The 22250-nt window shown below is 43.5% G+C and carries 14 protein-coding genes; 11 read left to right on the top strand and 3 right to left on the bottom strand.

Annotation, left to right across the window (positions count from 1 at the left end):
• The first annotated feature begins 2 nt into the window (after positions 1 to 2).
• The 8 genes from BMY70_RS12470 to dgoD all read left to right on the top strand — a co-directional run bounded on the left by BMY70_RS12470 (position 3) and on the right by dgoD (position 14508).
• Positions 3 to 1817 (top strand): RagB/SusD family nutrient uptake outer membrane protein, encoded by a 1815-nt coding sequence (locus BMY70_RS12470; RefSeq protein ID WP_090335540.1) that lies wholly within the window; start codon positions 3 to 5, stop codon positions 1815 to 1817.
• Positions 1818 to 1969: 152 nt separating this feature from the next.
• Positions 1970 to 3025: a glycoside hydrolase family 43 protein gene (locus tag BMY70_RS12475; RefSeq protein ID WP_229209590.1), complete on the top strand. Its 1056-nt coding sequence runs from the start codon at positions 1970 to 1972 to the stop codon at positions 3023 to 3025.
• Between the two features lie 102 nt (positions 3026 to 3127).
• A complete protein-coding gene (locus tag BMY70_RS12480; protein WP_090335542.1) occupies positions 3128 to 4819 on the top strand; it encodes a glycoside hydrolase family 43 protein in 1692 nt (563 codons plus the stop codon).
• Between the two features lie 45 nt (positions 4820 to 4864).
• Complete coding sequence (locus tag BMY70_RS12485; protein ID WP_090336437.1) at positions 4865 to 6787, top strand: alpha/beta hydrolase-fold protein; 1923 nt, start codon at positions 4865 to 4867, stop codon at positions 6785 to 6787.
• A 187-nt stretch (positions 6788 to 6974) separates the two neighbouring features.
• Positions 6975 to 8006 (top strand): endo-1,4-beta-xylanase, encoded by a 1032-nt coding sequence (locus BMY70_RS12490; protein ID WP_229209628.1) that lies wholly within the window; start codon positions 6975 to 6977, stop codon positions 8004 to 8006.
• A gap of 161 nt (positions 8007 to 8167) precedes the next feature.
• Positions 8168 to 10840, top strand: a complete 2673-nt coding sequence (locus BMY70_RS12495; protein ID WP_090335544.1) for a sialate O-acetylesterase — start codon at positions 8168 to 8170, stop codon at positions 10838 to 10840.
• Between the two features lie 77 nt (positions 10841 to 10917).
• The gene (locus tag BMY70_RS12500) at positions 10918 to 13050 is read left to right on the top strand and encodes an alpha-glucuronidase family glycosyl hydrolase (RefSeq protein ID WP_374754705.1); all 2133 of its coding nucleotides are present in this window, start codon (positions 10918 to 10920) and stop codon (positions 13048 to 13050) included.
• Positions 13051 to 13359: 309 nt separating this feature from the next.
• Complete coding sequence (gene dgoD, locus BMY70_RS12505) at positions 13360 to 14508, top strand: galactonate dehydratase (protein WP_090335546.1); 1149 nt, start codon at positions 13360 to 13362, stop codon at positions 14506 to 14508.
• A gap of 104 nt (positions 14509 to 14612) precedes the next feature.
• Here dgoD and BMY70_RS12510 read toward each other — a convergent pair whose 3' ends face one another.
• The gene (locus BMY70_RS12510) at positions 14613 to 16253 is read right to left on the bottom strand and encodes a carboxylesterase/lipase family protein (RefSeq protein WP_090335547.1); all 1641 of its coding nucleotides are present in this window, start codon (positions 16251 to 16253) and stop codon (positions 14613 to 14615) included.
• Between the two features lie 139 nt (positions 16254 to 16392).
• Between BMY70_RS12510 and BMY70_RS12515 the strand changes: the two genes are divergently transcribed.
• Positions 16393 to 17139 (top strand): NUDIX hydrolase, encoded by a 747-nt coding sequence (locus BMY70_RS12515; RefSeq protein ID WP_090335548.1) that lies wholly within the window; start codon positions 16393 to 16395, stop codon positions 17137 to 17139.
• Between the two features lie 92 nt (positions 17140 to 17231).
• On the opposite strand, the gene BMY70_RS12520 is transcribed toward BMY70_RS12515, so the two are convergent.
• A complete protein-coding gene (locus BMY70_RS12520; RefSeq protein WP_090335549.1) occupies positions 17232 to 17645 on the bottom strand; it encodes a hypothetical protein in 414 nt (137 codons plus the stop codon).
• 670 nt (positions 17646 to 18315) lie between these two features.
• Between BMY70_RS12520 and BMY70_RS12525 the strand changes: the two genes are divergently transcribed.
• Both BMY70_RS12525 and BMY70_RS12530 read left to right on the top strand, forming a co-directional pair.
• A complete protein-coding gene (locus BMY70_RS12525; RefSeq protein ID WP_090335550.1) occupies positions 18316 to 19527 on the top strand; it encodes an inositol-3-phosphate synthase in 1212 nt (403 codons plus the stop codon).
• Between the two features lie 375 nt (positions 19528 to 19902).
• The gene (locus BMY70_RS12530) at positions 19903 to 20760 is read left to right on the top strand and encodes an SDR family oxidoreductase (protein WP_090335551.1); all 858 of its coding nucleotides are present in this window, start codon (positions 19903 to 19905) and stop codon (positions 20758 to 20760) included.
• A 593-nt stretch (positions 20761 to 21353) separates the two neighbouring features.
• On the opposite strand, the gene BMY70_RS30660 is transcribed toward BMY70_RS12530, so the two are convergent.
• Positions 21354 to 21581 carry a hypothetical protein gene (locus BMY70_RS30660; protein WP_143072089.1) on the bottom strand — a complete coding sequence of 76 codons (228 nt, stop codon included), beginning with the start codon at positions 21579 to 21581 and terminating at the stop codon, positions 21354 to 21356.
• Between the last annotated feature and the right edge of the window lie 669 nt (positions 21582 to 22250).

Below are 22250 nucleotides of genomic sequence, written 5' to 3' on the forward strand. Positions count from 1 at the left end.
CTATGAAATCGATAAAAATATTAGCGACGCTGGGCATCCTGGCATTATCGGGTACAGGTTGTGAAAAGATATTGGAAGAACATCCCGAGTCGCAGATCGTTCCTTCCTATTTTAACAGCCCATCCGGTGTGCTTGGCGGTATAGCCGGAGTTTATAACGATATACGCAGCCAATGGGGAACCGAAGGCTTTACGGTGGAAATGCAGGCCGGAACCGATGAGTTTATACAGGGAGTTAACGCCGGTTCGGGAACTGCTTATACTTACAATGGACTGAACAGCAGTAATTTCGGATCAGCCTGGGGTGTTGCATTTCAGGATATCAATACGCTGAATGGTGTGCTCCAATATGGCCAGACCATCGAACTTCCGGATGCAACACGCAAACAATATCTGGCACAGGCAAAATTTCTTAGGGCCTTCTGGTATTTCTACCTGGTTCAAACATGGGGCGATGTTCCGCTTCACACAGAGTTTATTACTGTGCCGTCTCAGGCTGCATCACGGCAACCAGTTGCGGCGGTTTATGAGCTGATCATCAAAGATCTGACAGAAGCAGCAGCTGATCTGCCAAGCCAGCCAACCGCTCCGTTTCTGGGTAAGGCAGCTACAAAGCCTGTCGCTCAGCTTCTTTTGGCCAAAGCTTATCTGACGAGGGGATGGCTGAATAATACAGCCGCTGATTTCACGCAGGCGGCGACGATTTGCGACGAAATTATCGCCGGTAAATCGGCGAGCGGCCTTGATTTATGGCAGGATTATGGAGATGCTTTCGTTCCAGCCAATGATTATGGAAAGGAAACGATGTTTGTGAGCGACCACGTCCTGGATCCAAAGTATGGTTATTATGCAGTCGGCGGACAAGCGGGAGGAGGTGCCGCACAAAATTTGAGTCCTTGGTTTACCAATTGGAATTACCCAAACAACAGCGGGATCAATTCGATTAAAAATGCTGCCGGCGCTTTTGTGAACAGCGGGACTTCGGGTATGATCCGTGATTCTTATTATGGCCGTCCATACGTTCGTATGCGCCCTAATTCAGACAAATTATCTACTGGTCCTCATTCTGGCAAAAATTATTTTCTGGATCAGGCTTTTACCAATCGTGATATTGACTCGCGTTTTACAAACTCGTTTTACACCGTGTATATTTCAAATACCGCCGTCACAAATCCGGCCGGTGCTACCAACAACACACGTGGCATAAGTTACACAACAGTACCCGGTGCGGACACTGCTGTCTGGTTACCGGACTATGAAGTGCCGGGTGCGCCTCAATTTGTTGGCAGTCGTCCCTTCAAGGGCATCGTGGTGCCTCCAAGCCTTTGGAATAATGGAATTTTTCCTGCTTTGAAAAAACATATGGACCCTAGCAGGGGAGCAAATTTTAACGACCCTTCTACACGTCCGTGCGTTTTGTACCGCTTCTCAGACGTTTATATGACTGGCGCAGAAGCCAACTTTAAAGCAGGAAATTCTACCAAAGCAGCTGCGCTGATCAATGTCGTACGGCAGCGTGCTGCGTATCGAAAAACCAATACTTCGGCCCAAAATACAGCTGCGGCAGCTGCAATGACTATTGACGCATCTGACGTAAGCCTGGATTTTATCCTTGATGAGCGCAGTCGTGAGTTTTTTGGCGAATGGCAGCGCTGGCATGATCTTGTCCGTACGCGGTCGCTTGTCCGCAGGGTGCAGGAATGGAATAAAGAGGCTGCTCCGTATGTAAAAGATTTTAATATGCTGCGCCCGATTCCTCAGTCCCAGATTGACCGCGTGGTCGAAGGACCAAAGTTTCCCCAAAACACGGGATATTAAGTTTTTTTAAAAATCCGGAACTAATGGTCCTGAGCGCGGAAGGCAGATACCTATTCCTTCGCGCTCAGGATTAATTTGTACCTGGAATTGTTCTTAATGAACGAGTCAGATAGTAGACATGCGCCGACTTTCGGTTTTATAATAAACTAATAATGATGAATAAATCTAATTTTTGCTTGCTGGCTACATTTGGGTTATTGATAGTCAGTTCAGACCTGGTTTTGGGCCAGAAGGAGGCGACCAAGTTTCAGCCCTTGGTAAAAGATTTATATACAGCGGATCCTTCTGCGCATGTCTTTAACGGAAAAATTTATATATATCCGTCGCATGATGTTGAGGCAGATGTGCCGCAGGACGATGAAGGTGGACATTTTCAGATGCGCGATTATCATGTCTATTCAATGGACAGGATCGGTGGGAAAGTTACTGATCACGGTGTAGCACTTGATGTGAAAAACGTACCCTGGGCAGAAAAACAAATGTGGGCACCGGATGCGGCCTACAAAAAAGGGACGTACTTTTTATATTTTCCAGCCAAAGACAAAGAAGGCGTATTTCGAATTGGCGCGGCTACAAGCAAATCTCCAACCGGACCTTTTAAGGCTGAGGCAAAACCTATCGAAGGAAGTTACAGCATAGATCCTGCCGCTTTTACAGATACTGACGGTAAAACTTACATGTATCTGGGAGGCATATGGGGCGGTCAGCTTCAACGCTGGCATACCGGAACCTATAATAAAACACTCATGACTGATTTGGGTAAAGGTCATGAAAATGAGCCTGCGCTAAGTGCCAAAGTGGCGGTGATGAAAGACGATATGTTATCATTTGCAGAACCTTTGCGCGATGTTCAGATTCTGGATGAAAACGGAAAACCCCTTCTTGCGTCAGATACAAACAGGCGCTTTTTCGAAGGAGCATGGATGCATAAATTCAATGACAAATATTATTTTTCGTATTCAACGGGTGATACGCATCTTCTTTGTTACGCGGAAGGCTCCTCGCCCTATGGACCTTTCACATACAAGGGTGTGATTATGAATCCTGTTGAAGGTTGGACGACACACCATTCTATCGTTGATGTAAAAGGGAAATGGTATCTTTTTTATCACGATGCAGCGCTTTCAGGAAAAACACATCTTCGAAATGTAAAGGTCAGAGAGCTTCTCAGAGACAGTCAGGGAAATATTATAACACTCAATCCTTAAAAAATCATCCCGATCTAAGATTCATTTCTATATGATAACAAGAATTTTGAATTTAGTTTTATTGAAGAGCTTACTTATTTATCATTGCTATTAACCTCGTTAATGAAGATAAAACAAATTTTATATTCGGCAATTTTAGCTTGCTTCATCTCGTCGGGTCAACGTATTTGGGCGCAAACGACCACGCTGGTCAACCCGATTTTAACCGGTTTTTATCCGGACCCGAGTGTCGTTAAGGTAGGGGAGGATTATTATCTTGTCAATTCTACTTTTTCCTATTTTCCGGGAATCCCGGTTTTTCACAGTAAAGATCTTAAAAACTGGAAACAGATTAGTAATGTGATAAGCCGTGCATCGCAGATGGATTTCATGGGTGAAAAATTAACCCGTGGTCTGTTTGCACCTGCTATCAGCTATCATAACGGAACCTATTATGTCACTTGCACAGACATAGATCATGACGGGAATTTTATTGTAACAGCAAAAAATCCTGCCGGACCATGGAGTGATCCGGTGCGGGTTCCGCAGGTTCACGGTATTGATCCGTCACTTTATTTTGATGATGACAGCAAGGCGTATATCATATACAACAGCGATGCCCCGGACCGAAAACCTTTGTATTCCGGACATAGAACTATCCGGATTTACGAAATTGATCCGGTTACGTTGAAGGTTATCGGGGAGGAAAAACAACTGGTCAACGGGGGCGTGGATCTGAGTAAAAAGCCTGTCTGGATCGAAGCACCGCACATTATGAAAAGAAATGGCTGGTATTACTTGTATGCAGCCGAAGGCGGAACTTCGGTCAATCACACGGAAGTTGTTTTTCGAAGCAAATCTGTCTGGGGACCTTATGTGGCTTATGAAAATAACCCGATTCTTACACAAAAGGGGCTGCCTGACGACCGCAAAGATCCCGTTACGTCGGCAGGCCATGCTCAGTTCGTAGACGGGCCTGACGGAAAAACGTATGCTATTTTTTTAGCAGTAAGACCCTATGAAGGTGACTACTACAATACAGGGCGCGAAACTTTTATTGCCCCGGTCGAGTGGAAGAACGACTGGCCGGTCATCAACCCGGATCATAAAGAAATCAAGTATACTTATCAGGTGAACTTCGGGGAAGTAGAACAAAAGAACGTTTTTCCTCAGTCGGGTAATTTTGAATACACCCTCACATTTGAAAAATCTCTGGATCCGGCTTTGCTTTTTATGCGTACAATCGACAGCAGTTCGTTTTCGCTCTCAAAAAAAGATGGTCTGACGATGAAGCTGAAACCGGAGACTATTTTGGAACTCGGAAATCCGTCCTTTATCGGCAAGCGGCAGCAGCATTTATACTGCACGGCCGATGTCGAACTTGACTTTAAGCCTAAATCAGAAAATGAAAAAGCAGGCCTTACCATTTTGCAGGATGAAAGACATTTTTATTTCGTGACAAAATCTCTTGATCAGGGAAAACCGGCAGTTCAGCTTTATAAAGCAGGTTCAGATGGCAGAAAAATGGATTTGATCACGCAAAAAACATTAACCGATGGGAATAATCCAATAAAACTACGGATCGTGGCGGAAGGCGAATTTTATAGCTTTTATTATTCCACAGGATCATCTTGGGAGCTACTAAAAGACAAATTGGATGCAAAATATCTAAGCACCAAAACAGCAGGCGGTTTTATCGGATGTTTGTTTGGAATGTATGCAACTTCTTCTGGTGAGCAGACCAGTAATTCGGCTTCTTTTAAATATCTGAAATACAGCGGCAATGATCCGATGTTCAAGACGTCGATTAAATAGTTTATATCTAATTATATTCTCTCCATAAAACCCGTATTAATGATTATGTTAAGAATTATATCATTTGCAATAAGCCTGCTCCTGATAGCCCAGGGAAGTAAAGCTCAGAAAATCCTGAAAGAAATGCCCAAAGGTTATGACGCGATACAGCCAGGAGTTGCATCAGGAAAAATTGATACGATCAGCTACAAGTCCAAGACTGTCGGCAGCACCCGAAGGGCCTTGGTCTACACACCCCCTGGTTTCTCGAAGAAGAAAAAATATCCTGTGCTCTATCTTTTGCACGGCATTGGCGGGGACGAGAAGGAGTGGCTTAAAGGCGGTAATCCGCAGCTGATCCTGGACAATCTTTATGCTGAAGAGAAAATTGAACCTATGATTGTAGTCATGCCCAACGGAAGGGCTATGAAAGATGACCGTGCTACGGGAAACATCATGGCGCAGGATAAAGTAGCTGCATTCGCTACATTTGAACAGGATTTACTTAAAGATCTGATCCCTTTCGTAGAGAGTAAATATCCTGTTTTGAAAAATAGAGAAAATCGTGCTATTGCGGGATTGTCCATGGGAGGCGGGCAGGCGCTGAACTTTGGACTGGGTAATTTGGATCAGTTTGCCTGGGTAGGCGGTTTTTCTTCTGCCCCAAATACCAAAATACCATCAGAGCTTATGCCCAATCCGCAAGATGCAAAGGAAAAGCTGAAATTACTGTTTATTTCCTGCGGCGATAATGACAGACTGATCACATTCAGCAAAAGGACCCATGATTATATGTTCGAGCACTCGGTGCCGCATGTCTATTACATTGAACCCGGCGTGCATGACTTTAAAGTATGGAAAAATGGCTTGTACATGTTTTCACAGTTTTTATTTAAACCTGTTGATAATGCTTCATTGTCCGGATATACCATTTTGGGAACGAGGCCCGAGACCAATATTCGTTCAGCACAATACCCACAGATACTGCCTGACAACCGTGTTGTTTTTCGGGTGAAAGCACCGGGCGCTCAAAGAGTGCAAATTGATCTTGGCAAAAAGTATGAAATGGCGAAGGATACGGGAGGCTACTGGGCTGTGACGACAGATTCGATTGGCAAGGGTTTTCATTATTATTCACTTCTCATCGATGGCGTTGCTTTGGCTGATCCTTCAAGTGAAACATTTTATGGAATGGGACGCATGGCAAGTGGCATAGAGATTCCCTACCGCAACGGTGGTTATTATGCACAAAAAGATGTTCCGCACGGGGAAATAAGCATAAGGAAATATTTCTCCCGACCCATGGGTTCATGGCGGGAAATGTATGTTTACACGCCGCCGGGTTATGAAAAATCAACTGAAAAATATCCTGTTTTATATCTGCTCCATGGAGGTGGTGAAGACCAGCGGGGCTGGGCAACACAAGGTAAAACAGATTTGATATTGGATAATCTCATTTCGGAAGGGAAAGCGAAACCGATGGTGATTGTCATGATGGATGGGAATGTCAGTTCCGGTGGCTTGGCAGGTTTTAACGAAAACGTGCTTAAATCTTTTGAAAATGAATTGAAACAAGCTGCTATTCCGTTTGTGGAAAGCAATTTCCGAGTGGAAACCGATGCCAAAAACAGGGCCCTTGCAGGATTGTCTATGGGTGGTCTGCAAACGTTATATGCAGGGATAAAAAACACGGAAATGTTTTCATCGCTCGGAGTATTCAGTTCCGGATGGTTTTCCAATAATACCGCTCTGACAGAACCGCAATATGCGTTTATGAAAACCAACGCTGAAAAGATCAATAGCAATCTTAAAAACTTTTGGATCTCAATGGGCGGTCAGGAAGATATCGCTTTCAATAATTGCAAAATCATGTGCGCTAAATTCGATGAGCTAGGCGTAAAATATGCTTATAGCGAATATCCGGGAGGACATAGCTGGCCGGTTTGGAGACATGATTTATTTGCGTTTTCGCAATTGCTTTTCAAGTAGCTTTTGTTGTCAGCTTTTACCGAAAGGATTTGGCAAGCGCATTAATGAAAATTCAAGCGCTTTTATTTCATGACCCTTATCCGCCGAAAGTTGATCGCTGACAGCTTTTTATTTTCTTTTAACAAAACGACGCATGACAACATCTTCAATATTTAAATTTGGGATTTCTTGGTTGGCTTTCCCCGCTATGTTATTGCCTGCCGACGACTTGTTTGCTCAGAAAACTTTGAAAGACGCCTACAATGATTTTTTTCCCATAGGCGTTGCCGTTGCTCCGCGAAATCTAACAGGGCCGGATGCTGAGCTTATCAAAGAACAGTTTAACAGTCTGACACCTGAAAATGCTATGAAAATGGGACCGATACATCCCGAACCGAACCGGTATGCCTGGCAGGATCCGGATGCCATAGTAGCCTTTGCTCAAAAAAATGGGATGAAGGTCAGAGGGCACACGCTATGCTGGCATAATCAGACACCAAAGTGGTTTTTTACCGACTCAACCAATAAACAAGTCAGCAGGGAAGTGCTTCTTGCGCGCCTCAAACAGCATATCAATGACGTGGTGGGCCGGTATAAAGGACGAATTTACGCCTGGGATGTTGTCAATGAAGCCGTTCCGGACACTGGTACAAGTATTTACCGGCGTTCAAAATTTTACGAAATCATTGGTGAGGATTATATAGAAAAGGCGTTTGAATATGCCCACGCTGCGGATCCTGCGGCAAAATTATTTTACAACGACTACAATACCGAAAGCAGTTCAAAAAGAGATAAGATCTACCAGCTTCTAAAAAAACTGAAAGACAAGAATGTGCCAGTTGATGGCGTAGGTTTGCAAGGTCACTGGTCGATTTCGGAACCTGCCAAACAGGAACTTGAAAAATCGATCGAACAGTTTTCAAGTCTGGGACTGATGATACAAATCACCGAACTGGACGTTTCCGTGCACCAGAAAGAGCATGAGAGGCGAGAGAAAAGAGCAACTGACTCGGGGGAATTAACCGCTGAAATGCTCGAAAAACAAGCAGCGCAGTATAAAATGCTCTTTGAAGTGTTCCGGAAATACAAATCCGTTATCACCGGAGTCACCTTTTGGAATGTGTCGGATAAATCCAGCTGGCTGGACAATTTTCCAGTTCCTGGCCGCAAAGATTATCCGTTATTGTTTGATCAGAACTATAAACCCAAAAAGGCGTTTGACGGAGTAGTCAACTTTTAACGGCAGATGTCGTAAGTTTTATCCGGAGTTATTACGACCTGAAGTTTTGTTTGAAATATGCGATTTTTTTCAGGCAGTCAGGTTTGAAAACATATTTATTTTTTAACACAAAGGCGGTTCGGTCATGTTAATATCGAGTACGCTGATTACCAGGCTTGCTGATGAGGGTTTTTAAGGCCGTATTATTTTTGTTATTTCTGTCTGAGAATCTTTTTGCAGATATCCGTTTACCACAGCTGATTGGAGACAATATGGTATTGCAGCGGGATCAGCCGGTCACTATTTGGGGCTGGGCGGAGGCAAAAGAGAACGTCACAGCGACGTTAAAAAACAAGCAATACAAGACAGTTTGCAACAGCGATGGAATTTGGAAAATTTATCTTCCGGCACAACCGGCCGGTAGTGGTTACGAACTGGCTTTAAAGGGTAAAAATAAGATCCAGATAAAGAATATCGCATTCGGTGATGTGTGGCTTTGTAGTGGGCAAAGTAATATGGTCATCAATATGGAGCGGGTGAAAGAGCGTTTTTTTGATGATATAACCTCGGCCAATTACAGTGATATCCGTAACTTTTTTATCCCGACGATGACAGATCTGAACGGTCCTCGTCAAGATTTGCCTGCCAGCGAATGGAAGACGGTGAATCCAAAGGATGTGCTGACCATGGGTGCTGTAACTTACTTTTTTGCAAGAGACCTATATGACCGGTTCAAGGTTCCTATCGGCATCATCAACAGTTCGGTAGGAGGCACACCGATCGAGGCTTGGATCAGCGAGGGTGGATATAAGAAATTTGATCAGGTGCTTAAAACGATTTCCCAAAACAAAAACAGTGTTTATATTGATTCTTTGAGCAGGATTTCTTCCGCTAGTATTAAAAATCCGTCAGAGCAAACGGATGTTGGAAAAGCCGAACATTGGGAAAGTATTGAGTACAAACCAAAAGGGTGGAGAAATATTAATATTCCTGGTTATTGGGAAGATCAGGGACTTAAAGATCTTGATGGGGTTGTATGGTATCGCAGGGAATTTGAAGTTCCTGCTGACTGGACAGGTAAGTCGGCCAGGCTCTTTATGGGTCGTATCGTCGATGCAGATGAAATGTACGTGAACGGTCAAAAAATTGGTCAGGTCACTTACCAGTATCCTCCCCGTCGTTATGAAATCCCTCAGGGCCTTTTAAAAGCTGGTAAGAACTCCTTTGTGATCAGGGTTACAAACCAAACGGGAAAAGGTGGCTTTGTGCCAGACAAGCCCTATTTTATGACAGTAGGTAATGAGCAAATTGACTTGAAGGGTACCTGGTCTTATAAGGTTGGACAGGTTTATCAACGGATAAGTCGTTCCGGTTTTAGCCGTCTTCCGTTCGCAGCGCAGAATCAGCCAGCCGCTTTGTACAACGCTATGGTCGCGCCTTTGCTAAATATGAAGTTCAAAGGATTTATATGGTATCAGGGCGAGTCAAATGTTGGGAATCCAGGCGCTTATGCTACCCTTTTGCCAGCTTTGATTAATGACTGGAGAAGACTCTGGGCCGATGAAAATCTGCCTTTTCTGGTCGTGCAGCTTCCTAATTTTCAGGATATAGATTACTCGCCTGTTGAAAGTAATATGGCGCTTTTGCGGGAAGCGCAGAATAAAGCACTTTTGCTTGACAATACTGCTGTGACTGTGACGCTGGATCTTGGCGAATGGAACGATATACATCCATTGAATAAAAAAGATATTGGAAAAAGACTTGCGCTGGCCGCCAGAAACCTTGCCTACAAAGAAAATAAGGTGATATACAGCGGTCCGAAATTAACATCACACAATATCAGAGACGGGAAAATTATCCTGACTTTTGACAATGTGGCAGACGGAATTCGCTCGAAAGACGGTGAAGATTTGCGCTGGTTTGCTGTTGCAGATTATGATAAAAAATTTGTCTGGGCAACGGCTAAAATTGTAGGAAAAGATCAGATCGAGCTTTCTAGCAAAGTGGTCAAAGTGCCGAAATACGTTCGTTACGCGTGGCAGGACAATCCTGAGGAAATCAACTTCTACAACTCTGAAAACCTGCCAGCATCACCGTTCCGGACCGACGGAGAAGTTCTGGATGAATCCAAGCCGTGGAAAGGAAAGAAGTGCGCGGTTGTTTTGACATATGATGACGCGCTGAATGTACATTTAGACCATGTACTTCCGGCTCTGGATTCATTGAGTTTGAAGGGCACTTTTTATTTGACAGCATCGTCGGACGCGGCTCGTAACCGCATAAAAGACTGGCGGGCCGCGGCAGAAAACGGGCATGAACTGGGCAATCACACACTTTATCATCCCTGTGATGCGAGTGTTCCGGGCATGAGCTGGGTAAAACCCGAATACGATTTGAGTAAATACAGCACGAGCCGAATCCAGGATGAGATCAGAATGTGCAATGCCTTTTTAAAATCAATCGACGGACTTGAAGGAAAACGCACATTTGCCTTTACCTGCGGTCATAAAAAAGTGATGGAAGGTGAATTCATTCCAATGATGTCGGCTGATTTCTTGGCTGCGCGAGCGGTAAGACACGAGATGCATTCTTTTGACGAGCAAAAACTTCTGGATATCGATTGTTATTCAATGGTAGAACAGACTGGTCGGCAGATGATCGAACTTGTTAAACAAGCGGAGCAGAGCGGGAAGCTGCTTGTATTCTTGTTTCATGGCGTCGGCGGCGAGCATGCATTGAATGTTACCAGTCAAGCACACAGCGAACTGCTGCACTATCTGAAAAATCAGCAAAACGATATCTACATCGATACCATGCTCAATGTGGCAGAGCATATCCGAAATGTTAAAAAATAATTCAATTTCTAAATTATATTACTGATGATCAGGTGTATAGTTGCTTTAACTCGACATCTCAAATTAATACAGCCTTTATGATGAGCCGACGTTTCTCAGTACTATTTATTGCATTTATTCTGACCATTTCGGTATTCCTGAGCGCTGATGCATCAGCCTCTGATGGTGACGATGGATACCGTCTCTGGCTCAGATACGAACCGGTTACAGATCCTGTTGTGAAGGGAGAATATTTAAAATTCTCAGCTTTCATCCGGCAATCTGGAAAAGGTGAAATCATGCAGAGCGCAAGTCAGGAATTGCAAAAAGGTTTTAAAAGCCTTGTAAACCGAAATATATCACGCACCAATTCATCCGGAAACATGTCCGGAGGAATTGTTTTTAAATTATTACCTCGCACAACCAGCGTTGACGATGAAGGTTACCGTATTCAATTGGCGGGAGGCAATGTTGAGATTAGCTCAAAGTCGGAGAGTGGTATTCTCTACGGTACTTTTGCGCTTTTAAAACACATGCAAATGCAGCGCCCTCTTAAAAATCTTAACATAACCGGCAGTCCGAAAGTGCGCTACCGGATGCTGAATCACTGGGATAATCCGGATGGGAGCATAGAGCGGGGTTATGCGGGTTCTTCACTTTGGAAATGGTATGAGCTGCCCGAGCGCGTTGATCCGCGTTATATGGATTACGCGCGTGCAAACGCTTCTCTGGGAATAAACGGTACAGTCTTAAACAATGTGAATGCCAGCGCACGGTTTATGTCGCAGGAGTATATCGTCAAGGTCGCGGCGATCGCAGATGTCATGCGAAGATATGGGATCAAAACGTATTTGTCTGTCTATTTTGCTGCGCCTAAAACGCTCGGTGGCTTGCCTACATCTGATCCACTGGATCCTTCCGTACGTGCCTGGTGGAAAGAAAAGGTAGCTCAGATTTACAAAGAAATTCCGGATTTTGGTGGTTTTTTGGTCAAAGCTAATTCGGAAGGAGAGCCTGGACCTCAGGACTACGGCCGCACACATGCAGATGGCGCTAACATGCTGGCCGAAGCATTCAGCCCTTACGATGGTATCGTGATCTGGCGGGCGTTTGTTTATAAGGCTGATCCGAATGCAGATCGTTTTAAGGCGGCTTACGAAGAATTTGTTCCGCTGGATGGTAAATTTGATCCGAAGGTAATTGTACAAGTTAAAAACGGTCCTATCGATTTTCAGCCGCGCGAACCGTTTTCTCCACTGTTTGGTAACATGCCAAAAACACCCCTGGGTATTGAATTTCAGCTTACACAGGAATACCTTGGTTTTGCCACGCATGCTGTATACGAAGCGGCGATTTTTAAAGAATGTTTGCAGTCGGACACGTATGTCAATGGCGGGGGATCAACGGTTGCAAAAGTAGTTGACGGAAGTTTGCATGGTTATGCACGGACGTTGATGGCCGGTGTGGCAAATACCGGAAATGTCAGAAATTGGACAGGACATCCACTTGCTCAGGCCAACTGGTACGCCTTCGGCAGACTCAGCTGGGATCATCAGCTTAGCGCAGAACAAATCGCGCAGGAGTGGACAGAGCTGACATTAACACGTAACCGAAAAGCACGTGAAAATATCGTAGATTTGATGCTGCGATCACGTGAAATTTACGTCGATTACAACACGCCTCTTGGTCTTTCGCGACCCTGGATGGGCGTTCACTTTGCTCCCGAACCGTGGCAGAACAAGGGTTCAAGGCCCGACTGGACGGCGGTTTATTATCATAGAGCAGATTCGGTTGGTCTTGGATTTGACCGGACTGCCGCGGGTAGTAACGCGCTGTCTCAATACAGGCCGGAGGTGCAAAAACAATGGAACGATCCTGATAAGACACCGCTGTCATATCTGTTATGGTTTCACCACATTGGCTGGGGCAAAAAGCTTTCCACTGGCAACACGCTCTGGGACGAACTTTGCGGCCGTCTGTACAGTGGTGCGGATTCGGTGATGTGGATGCAGAAGAAATGGGATCTGGCGAAAGGCAATCTGGATGCTCAGGTATATACTGATGTCGCAGAACGTCTTAAAGTTCAACGGAGAGAGGCAATCTGGTGGAGAAATGCCTGGGTTTTGTATCTTCAGACTTTTGCAAAACAACCTATACCAAAAGATTTTCAGCCTCCTAAGCAGACTTTGGATGAGGTAAAAAAGTCGGTTAATATATATCTGATGAGGTAGTTACAAGTATCAACACAGTTTTTAGTTTGTCTTTTAATACACTAAAAAGAAGCAGTTAACGGAGAAATCGCATTGTGTGGAGTTGGTTGCAACGAAGCCAAATTGACGTTATACGGTTTTCAATATTAGTAAATTTAGCTGAGAACTTGTTTAGGATAAATTAATGAATTAGCTAGCTTCGTGGAAGGATGTTCAGATAATATTCTTGAAAAGACAGTGGATGTGATTCTGAAAAGCAGATTATTTTCAGACTTTGCGGAGTAATTAACATAATAATTCGAAGATTTTTTACAATAACAGATCAGTGAAATGAAAATTAGAAGTTACGAGCTGTTCCAGGTACCTCCCAGATGGCTATTTTTAAAAATAGAAACAGATGAAGGCATAGTGGGCTGGGGTGAACCGGTCATCGAGGGCAAGGCTGCGACGGTGAAAGCGGCTGTGGTCGAATTGATGGAAGCTTTGATTGGAAAAGATCCAATGGACATTGAAGGGCATTGGAATACCATGTACCGTGGCGGGTTCTATCGTGGAGGCCCGATACTGATGAGCGCTATAGCCGGGATTGATCAGGCATTATGGGATATCAAAGGAAAGTTCTATGATGCACCTGTTTATCAGCTTCTTGGAGGGAAATGCAGAGATAGCATCAAGGTGTACTCATGGATTGGAGGAGACCGGCCCGCAGATGTGGCTAATACTGCAAAGCTCTCTTTTGAAAGTGGTTTTAAAGCTATTAAAATGAATGCCACCGACGAAATGCAGTATATCGATTCTTATGAAAAAATAGATATGGTACTGGCCCGTGTCGCGTCTATTCGTGAGGCCGTGGGTTATGGCCTTGATATCGGTGTGGATTTTCACGGACGATTACATAAGCCGATGGCAAAAGTACTCGCAAAGGAATTGGAACAGTTTCGGCCAATGTTTATTGAAGAGCCGGTTTTGCCGGAAAATAATGAAGCACTTAGGGAAATTGCCAATCATACCTGTATTCCAATTGCCACTGGAGAAAGAATGTTCAGTCGTTGGCAGTTCAAAAATTTGTTGACCGATGGCTACGCAGATATTATACAACCAGACCTATCCCACGCAGGGGGAATAACAGAATGCAAAAAAATATTGTCGATGGCAGAAGCATTTGACGTCGCCGCAGCTCCGCATTGTCCACTCGGACCGATTGCACTGGCCGCTTGTCTGCAGGTAGACGCAACTTGTCATAACGCATTTATTCAGGAACAGAGTCTGGGGATACATTATAATCAGGGAAGTGATCTGATGGATTATCTGGTTGATAAATCTGTTTTCAGTTATGAAGGTGGTTTTGTCAATATTCCATCCGGCCCCGGACTTGGTATCCAGGTTGACGAGGTGCAGGTTCGAAAGATGGCTGAGGTCGGACATAATTGGAAAAATCCGCTCTGGAAACATGCAGATGGAAGTGCCGCTGAATGGTAGTAAGTATAAAAAGCCATTTCAGCATATACAATTTTGCAGCACCAAACTAAAAATGGGTCTTTCAACCATGTTGAAAGACCCATTTTTTTATATCAAATTTTATCTTAATCTTTTGTCGCCATAGCATCCATCAGCAAATAACGGCCTCTGTGCTTGTCAGTTTCTAAACGGCTTTCCACATCCAGATACATATACTGTGAGTCTCCCCCGGCTTTAACCGGCAACCATTCCGGCAAACCTTTTCCGTTTGGATTTGTGGTTTTGATAAAGTTGACAAAATATGCCTGCATCGTTTCAGATACTTTATGATCCTCGGGAGTCCAGGCATATACCTTATTAAGTGCCAGATTTCCCATCGCATATTCAATTTCAGCCGAGTGGACCGCGCCCTTAGGAAGTGGCGCTTTGGCGGCAGCAGGTTCTGTACTTTTCGAAACACCGCCGGCGAGGTTCGCTGATACGTTCCCCATTTCTGCATTCATAGCGGGCCTTGCACGCCCATAGAGATAGCGGTATACCGGTTTTCCTCCGCCGGTTTTGCTTTGGATATCAATCCATTTCCACGTACCAAATCCGATAAAGCGGTCACCGGCAAGATCGGTCGCTACCTGTTCAACATCGGCATCAGTCGAAGCAGCATATTCTTTCAAAACTTTATCAGCTTGTTCTCCATACAATTTTTGTACTGCTTTCGTATAATTTTCGAGTGTTGGTGCTTCTTTGCCCAAGATCATTCTGTAGTTCATTTCTTCCGAATTCCATCCGGCGAGTAAAGGTACCTGGGACTGCTTTCCAGCCTGAAATGTTTTCAACGGATTCTCTGGAAAAAAATAACCGTCCACCGATGAAAGAAATCTTGAAACGCCCGCGCTGGCAGTCGCTTTTAAAAGCTCCTCAGCCGATATTGAACGCATTTCTGCCAACGTTTTTTTGCCAACCTGCTCATTGAATTTAGCACCTGCTTGCTCCGCCTGCGCTAATGGAACAGGAGGAAGCGTCCCTAACACGGATCCGCTTTCACCAATTGCAGCGGAAAAAAGATTTTTAGAAAGCGGTGAAGCCATCAAAGCACTTACAGAAAGTGATCCGGCAGATTCGCCCGCAATGGTAACACGGTTAGGATCCCCGCCGAATGCGGCGATATTTTTCTTAACCCAGGCCAGCGCTGCCGCCTGATCCAGATAGCCATAGTTCCCCGAAGCATGATGCGGAGATTCTTTGGTAAGTTCCTCAGAAGCATAAAACCCGAAAACACCCAAGCGATAGTTCACCGTCAGGCTCACGATCCCTTTTGTCGCCATACTTTCTCCATCATAACGTCCCTCGGAACCATCTCCGGCAACAAATCCTCCGCCATAGAAGTAAACCAGAACAGGAAGTTTTTCGCTTGCAGATTTGGCCGGCGTCCATACGTTCAGATAAAGACAATCCTCACTCATTCCGTCCGAACGGAAACCCATATCTCCAAAAACCGGATTTTGCATAGCACGTGGACCAAACTTGTCCGTTTTACGAACACCTTGCCAGTTTTTAACAGGTTGCGGCTCACGCCAGCGGAATTCTCCAATAGGAGGGGCAGCAAACGGAATCCCCTTGAACGCCCTGATGCCGGTGGATTCGATCACCCCTTCAACCATTCCGTTTTCTGTCTTAGCCTGCGGAGCCGAGGTCCCTTTTTTAGATTGAGCCGTCGCGACCTGCATCATTTGCAAGGCAACCAGCATGGTAATAATAATTGTTTTCATTTTAGTTTAGCATAAATAATTACTAATCAGGAAAGGCAATCTGGCAAATAAAAATTATATTGTCTCATTATGGAACAATAATAAAAAATTATTCTGACAATCTTTCTTTTTTCTAACTTGCACCTAAAATTTTAATATAATGAGCGGAAATGAATCCCGATTCGAGCAAAATTCAGAAGGGGCCGGTTACTTACCAGGCCTTGCCATGGACTTTGTAATTTTTGGATTTGATCAGGATCAGCTCAAGATACTACTTCTCGAGTATCGAAATACGAACCTTTTTGCCCTGCCCGGAGGATTTGTGAAAGAAAACGAAAATCTGAACGATGCAGCCCGCAGAGTACTTGGTGAGCGGACTGGACTTGCTGATATCTATCTTGATCAATTTTATACATTTGGAGATTTGTCGCGGTACGATCAGGAGCCTCTCCGCACGATCATGCAAGCAAAAGGGATGGATCCGAAGGATGATCACTGGCTTCTTCGGCGGTTTGTTTCTGTGGGTTATTATGCACTGATTGATTTCCGACGGGCAGCCCCCACGCCTGATCCGCTTTCGGATAACTGCGTTTGGTATACGCTGGAAAATCTGCCGGCCTTGATGCTTGACCATAATGACATTGTCAAAAAAGCTCTGGAGACATTACGGGCTAACCTCGACAGAAAGCTGGGCGGAAATGAAAGCTGGGCGGCACCTTTGCTGGCCAAAGCATTCACAATGGGCGAACTTCAAAAATTGTATGAAACGATCCTGGGACAAAAACTGCGCCGGTCAGGTTTCCAGCGCAAGATGCTTGGACTTGATATTTTAGAAAGACTGGAAAAACAGTACAGCGGCGGCGCTCACAAGGCACCATATCTGTATCAGTTTATCATAGATAAATGATTGGTCCATAACATTTTTTTTTCGCAGGTTACGTTCGTTATAGAACGGCTGTTTTCAGGTTTACATCAATTTATCTCATTTTTTTGTGGTGATTATTGTTGGTATTCAGCAGGTTGGAATTGAAAAAGCGAATCGCCGAACGATAAACTTCCCCCAAGGTACACGTGAAAACCCATATAAGTGCCGGCCACTCCAGTCCCAAGTTTCAGATTTTCGCCATTTTTTAAAAAGGCGATTGGCGCTATCGTCCTGACATTGTCTCGTGATAAATAGCTGAATTTCCCCGATAGTGTATCACCTCTGACATTGCCGGTAATGGTACCATCATCTTCTGTTTTATCATCATATCTGATTCGATAGTCTCCGTAGAATGTTCCTTTCGAAGTCACCAATTTTAAAAAGGCGGTATCCCTTTTATCCAGAGATGTGGCTTTGTAGTATGTTGTTTTATATTCAGGTCCGCAACTTATAAACAAGACAAAGAAGAGGAGACAGATCATTTTCATCACGCCGGCTTTTTCAAATAAAATTAATTTAAAGCGAATATTGGGAATTTGATCTTAATAACAATGCAACCATCGGGCAAAAGTAGCGATCAATTGATAGTACGGATAAAATCTAATCTTCGAATTTGCGTTACAAAAATCCTTTTTCGTCGAAAAATAAGAACGCAATCTTCTTTCCGGAGATAATTCAGGACCACCCACGTATGAATTATTGGCCTGCGGTAAAATTATCCAGCTTCAATTACACTGCATTTTTCAAAGGATGCTGTCTGGTCTTTAAATCAGAAAATTTAACGGTTGTGCTTGATACAATAGTGACACTTCGATGGTCATAATTTCAATCTGGCAGGAAAGTTATGAGGTGTTTTCATTCTTGCAAATTACCATTTTTGCGGGTGCTGGTCAACTAGGTTATAAAATTCGAAATGGTGCCTGAATTTCGGAAATTTAAAATTACTTTACTTGTAAATAACTTTTAATCAAATAGTTGATGTTGAGATGTTATTTTCGACAAAAACAAATTAAAATTAATGCAAACGTTTGCAATTTTTTGTATTAATTTTAAAACTGATTTCTGAACTGTTCAATTGCCTGATACAGCAGCCGGATTTTCAGCAATCACACGATCATATATTAAATTCTTTTAGTACTTAGAAATTTAGGTCAGCTCATGCAGAATAAAGCAGGAAAAATTAAAGTAGCAATTCTAGGTGTTGGTAATTGTGCAAGTTCATTAGTGCAGGGAGTGGAATATTATACCACATTTTCGAACAAGACATCTGGCCTTATGGCAGATGACATTGGAGGCTACAAGGCAGAGCATATAGAATTCGTATGCGGCTTCGATATTGACGAACGAAAAATAGGGCTTCCAATTAGTCAGGCTATTTTTGCCCGGCCGAATTGTACGGTTGTTTTATATCCTGATGTATCTTCAAACGCTCCCGTATATCGCTCTCCGGTAATCGATGGCGTTTCTCCGTTAATGGCAGCCTATCCACCCGATAACCGGTTTGAGATTCAATCCGATCTTGTCGCTACTGACTTGTTGGTAGATCCGGCCGCTTACGACCAGGATTTGGTTGGTATGCTCAGAAAAGAGATTATCCAACATTTAAAAATGCATCAGGTTGAGGTATTAATCAATTATTTGCCGGTGGGTTCTCAGCTCGCGACAGAGTTTTACGCTGAAATTTGCCTTGAACTGGGGATTTCTTTGGTAAACTGCATTCCAGTATTTATAGCCTCAGATCCAGCCTGGGAAGAGAAATTTATTGAGGCGGGTATACCTATTATTGGTGACGATATGAGAAGTCAGTTTGGCGCAAGTATCGTTTCGCAGATGCTTCAGGAGCTTGCATTCGAGCGCGGACATCATGTGAAGGCTCATATCCAGAGAAATGTTGGTGGTAATACTGATTTCCTTAATATGGAAGACAAAAACCGACTGAAATCTAAAAAGATCTCGAAGGAAAATGTGATCAGGGCACAAAACGATATCCGTGGAATTGAAACGAGTGGTAGTTTCCTTCATGCCGGGCCCTCTGAATATATTGCATATTACGGCGATAACAAGGTAGCAAATTTTCGTCTGGAACTCGAAGGTTTTATGGGGGCACCAGTAACACTGGATGCTCAGCTCTCTGTACAGGATTCACCTAATTCGGCGGGTGTGGTAATCGATGCAATTCGATACGTATATGTAGCCCGGGAACTTGGACTGGTTGGTGCATTAAGAGGCCCGTCAGCATCGACTCAAAAGACACCGCCGCAACAGATGATGTTCAGCGATGCTATTTTTGAATGCCATGCATTAGCGAAACGCGAGCTGACTGAATCAACAAGAAAACAATTAAAAATGCAGCAAACTTTGGTAGTGTAATATAAATTTACAGTGTTAGAATCAAGAATATAAAGCCCCTAACTAGGAGTGAAGGGCTTTATATTCTAACATAATTTCATATGGGTCAAGATAGCTGTTGCGGAGTTGAGAATCGCATGACATTTTCCTGCCGGTTGGAAAACGTTTATACACCGCCGGTAACATCTGGTCTGTAAAAATTCTGTAAATCTTATTTGTCATCGAAGGTGACTAGGGGAATTTACTTTGTCTTGATTTTCAATTAGTTAACGGTAATGAATTGCTGATTGTTTTTCGTGAAATTTGCTGAACCAAAACGGCTATTTGCCGAGTAATTGCTTTAAATTGGACGCAGGATCAGCTTTGCAATTTAGTTAACGCTAAAAATCCAGCCACATGAAATCAGCTATCATTACAGGAACAAGCAAAGGGATCGGGCTGGCTACGGCCTTAGCCTTTGCCCGCTCTGGTTACAACGTGTTTGCAACAATGCGTAACCCGGACGCTTCCACAGCATTTAAAGAAACTATCTTATCGGAATCATTACCAATTACCATTCTCAAAATGGATGTCAATTCAGACAAATCCGTTGATGATTGTATTGCTGCTATTTTTGAACATACAAAAGAGATTGATGTACTGATCAATAATGCAGGAATCGAGCGGCACGGCTCGATTGAAGAAATGGATCTCACTGATTTTCGTGAGGTAATGGAGACAAATTATTTCGGAGTCCTACGTTGTACCAAAGCCATTATTCCGCAAATGCGAAGACGTAAGAACGGCTGCATAATTAATATCTCATCAGTTGCCGGGCAAATTGCCAACACTCCGCTCGGTATTTACGCGCCAACTAAGTATGCGCTGGAAGCTGTAAGCGAAGCGCTGGCCCAGGAACTGAAGCCGTATAACATCAGGGTTGCAATTGTCCAGCCTGGAATAATTGATACGGATATGTCGCAGGGAGTTAGGCCGATGGCAACTTCAATCTATCCGCAGGTAAATCGCTTTGGCGGACTATTTCAAGCGTCTTTAAAAAATCCGGTACCATGTTCTCTTGTAGCCGATAAAATTCTGGAAATTGCCGAAGGATCATCATGGAAATTACGACACCCTGTCGGACCGGACGCAATTCCGTTTTTAGGATGGCGGGGTTCAATGACTGATGAACAGTGGGTCGACTGGAATGCAGCGGAGGACGAGGAATGGTTTAACGCTGTTCAAAATACTTTTGGGATGAATGTCAGGCAGTAAATCTTCTTTTGTGTAAGATTTTTCTTTTCGAAACAGCTCTGTAACAGAGGATACTTTACACTTCGAGCCTGCATCAAAGAAAACCGATAGATGTAAAACTATTGACATTTTCTTTTGATCAATCTATGCCCCGAAGTACATGTTTGGGGTTATTTAGTGAGCAGTTGTTCAAGTTTTTCACTTACGGTTTTGCCTTTTATATCCATAGCAAGTATAATTCCGTCAGGACTAATGAAAAAATTCTTGGAATAAACTCAACGTTGTACCAAAACGATACTTCGATTGACCATCCTCTCAGATCCGAAAGGTGTGTCCATTTCAAGCCATCCACAATTATGGCCTTTAACCAGACTATCTGGATTTTTCCGGGTCAAAGGAAATTCCTACGATCGTGAAATTACGATCTTTTATTTTTCAAATATCTTAACAAGGTTCGGATGGTCTATAAGGCATGGTCCGCACCAGCTCGCCCAAATATCCAAAGAGAACAAATTTTCCTTTAAAATCATGCAGTGATACGACGGTGCCAGCAGTACCGGTCTTGGTAAAATTTGGGGCATGCACACCAACACTGGTTTTCGATCGGGGAGGGTTTATAATATGGCTCTTTCTGGCACTGTTATGGTTCCTTTAAATACAAATTCAACATTTTTTACGACTGCTGAATCCCTGACGCCGGCAAGATTATCAGGATCCGGATACCAAAGGAAAGCCTTTTCCTGCTTTCTTATAGTGTTAATTTTGTCGATGATGTTGAAAGATTCATTTTGGCCGTCTGCCGGCGTTGACTGCAAAGTCGGTACCGGAAAATTTGTCAGCAAAATCAGCCACCTAAAAAATGATGCATCATAGCCAGAAATTTGGTGTTAAAATGTATAGAAAGAAATATCATGAAATAATTTTAATTTGTATAATTAAATTACAACTATTTTAATTTTTATGTGTCTAGAAATTGCATTATAAAATTTAAACTTTCAACGTGGAAATAGATGAAAAGGGCTTTTTATACAGTGTTTATACTTATGTGTGCTTTACTACACGGTTGTAAAAACGAGAAGATTTCGGGGACAGATGAGGCAGGATGTTTGAAGGTTAAATCTGTGGCGGAATATTGTATTTCCGAAAAGCCGCTTTACTTGATTCAATTTTTACAACCCACAACGCTCGCTACCCAACAGAAATCCGACGTTAATGATTCAACAATTTATCTGGCTGCTATACTGGAGCTGCCTGAATCGTTTCAACGCAGGGACAGTATATTTTACATGAAATCTCACTATGACCCAGTGTCAGAAAGAAAATATCGTCCGAGTATTTGCCAGGCCGTTTTTGGTCCTGTTAAAATCCTTGTCTGCGATGAAGCATCATCGCAGCCCTGCCAGTAATTCGCCAAAAACTGGTGATTGCAGGATATTATGAGCAAACTGAGTAAAAGCTTTGTTTGCTTGGTAATACGATTTCTCATATGCAATGGAAGCTTTTCCATACAG

This window comes from Dyadobacter koreensis (assembly GCF_900108855.1).
In the GTDB taxonomy this organism is placed as follows: Bacteria; Bacteroidota; Bacteroidia; order Cytophagales; family Spirosomataceae; genus Dyadobacter; species Dyadobacter koreensis.

Bases quoted from the DNA above. Each gene is read 5' to 3' on its own strand.
- BMY70_RS12470 (WP_090335540.1), top strand. From the start codon at position 3: ATGAAATCGATAAAAATATTAGCGACGCTGGGCATCCTGGCATTATCG.
- BMY70_RS12475 (WP_229209590.1), top strand. From the start codon at position 1,970: ATGATGAATAAATCTAATTTTTGCTTGCTGGCTACATTTGGGTTATTG.
- BMY70_RS12480 (WP_090335542.1), top strand. From the start codon at position 3,128: ATGAAGATAAAACAAATTTTATATTCGGCAATTTTAGCTTGCTTCATC.
- BMY70_RS12485 (WP_090336437.1), top strand. From the start codon at position 4,865: ATGTTAAGAATTATATCATTTGCAATAAGCCTGCTCCTGATAGCCCAG.
- BMY70_RS12490 (WP_229209628.1), top strand. From the start codon at position 6,975: ATGTTATTGCCTGCCGACGACTTGTTTGCTCAGAAAACTTTGAAAGAC.
- BMY70_RS12495 (WP_090335544.1), top strand. From the start codon at position 8,168: ATGAGGGTTTTTAAGGCCGTATTATTTTTGTTATTTCTGTCTGAGAAT.
- BMY70_RS12500 (WP_374754705.1), top strand. From the start codon at position 10,918: ATGATGAGCCGACGTTTCTCAGTACTATTTATTGCATTTATTCTGACC.
- dgoD (WP_090335546.1), top strand. From the start codon at position 13,360: ATGAAAATTAGAAGTTACGAGCTGTTCCAGGTACCTCCCAGATGGCTA.
- BMY70_RS12510 (WP_090335547.1), bottom strand. From the start codon at position 16,253: ATGAAAACAATTATTATTACCATGCTGGTTGCCTTGCAAATGATGCAG.
- BMY70_RS12515 (WP_090335548.1), top strand. From the start codon at position 16,393: ATGAGCGGAAATGAATCCCGATTCGAGCAAAATTCAGAAGGGGCCGGT.
- BMY70_RS12520 (WP_090335549.1), bottom strand. From the start codon at position 17,645: ATGAAAATGATCTGTCTCCTCTTCTTTGTCTTGTTTATAAGTTGCGGA.
- BMY70_RS12525 (WP_090335550.1), top strand. From the start codon at position 18,316: ATGCAGAATAAAGCAGGAAAAATTAAAGTAGCAATTCTAGGTGTTGGT.
- BMY70_RS12530 (WP_090335551.1), top strand. From the start codon at position 19,903: ATGAAATCAGCTATCATTACAGGAACAAGCAAAGGGATCGGGCTGGCT.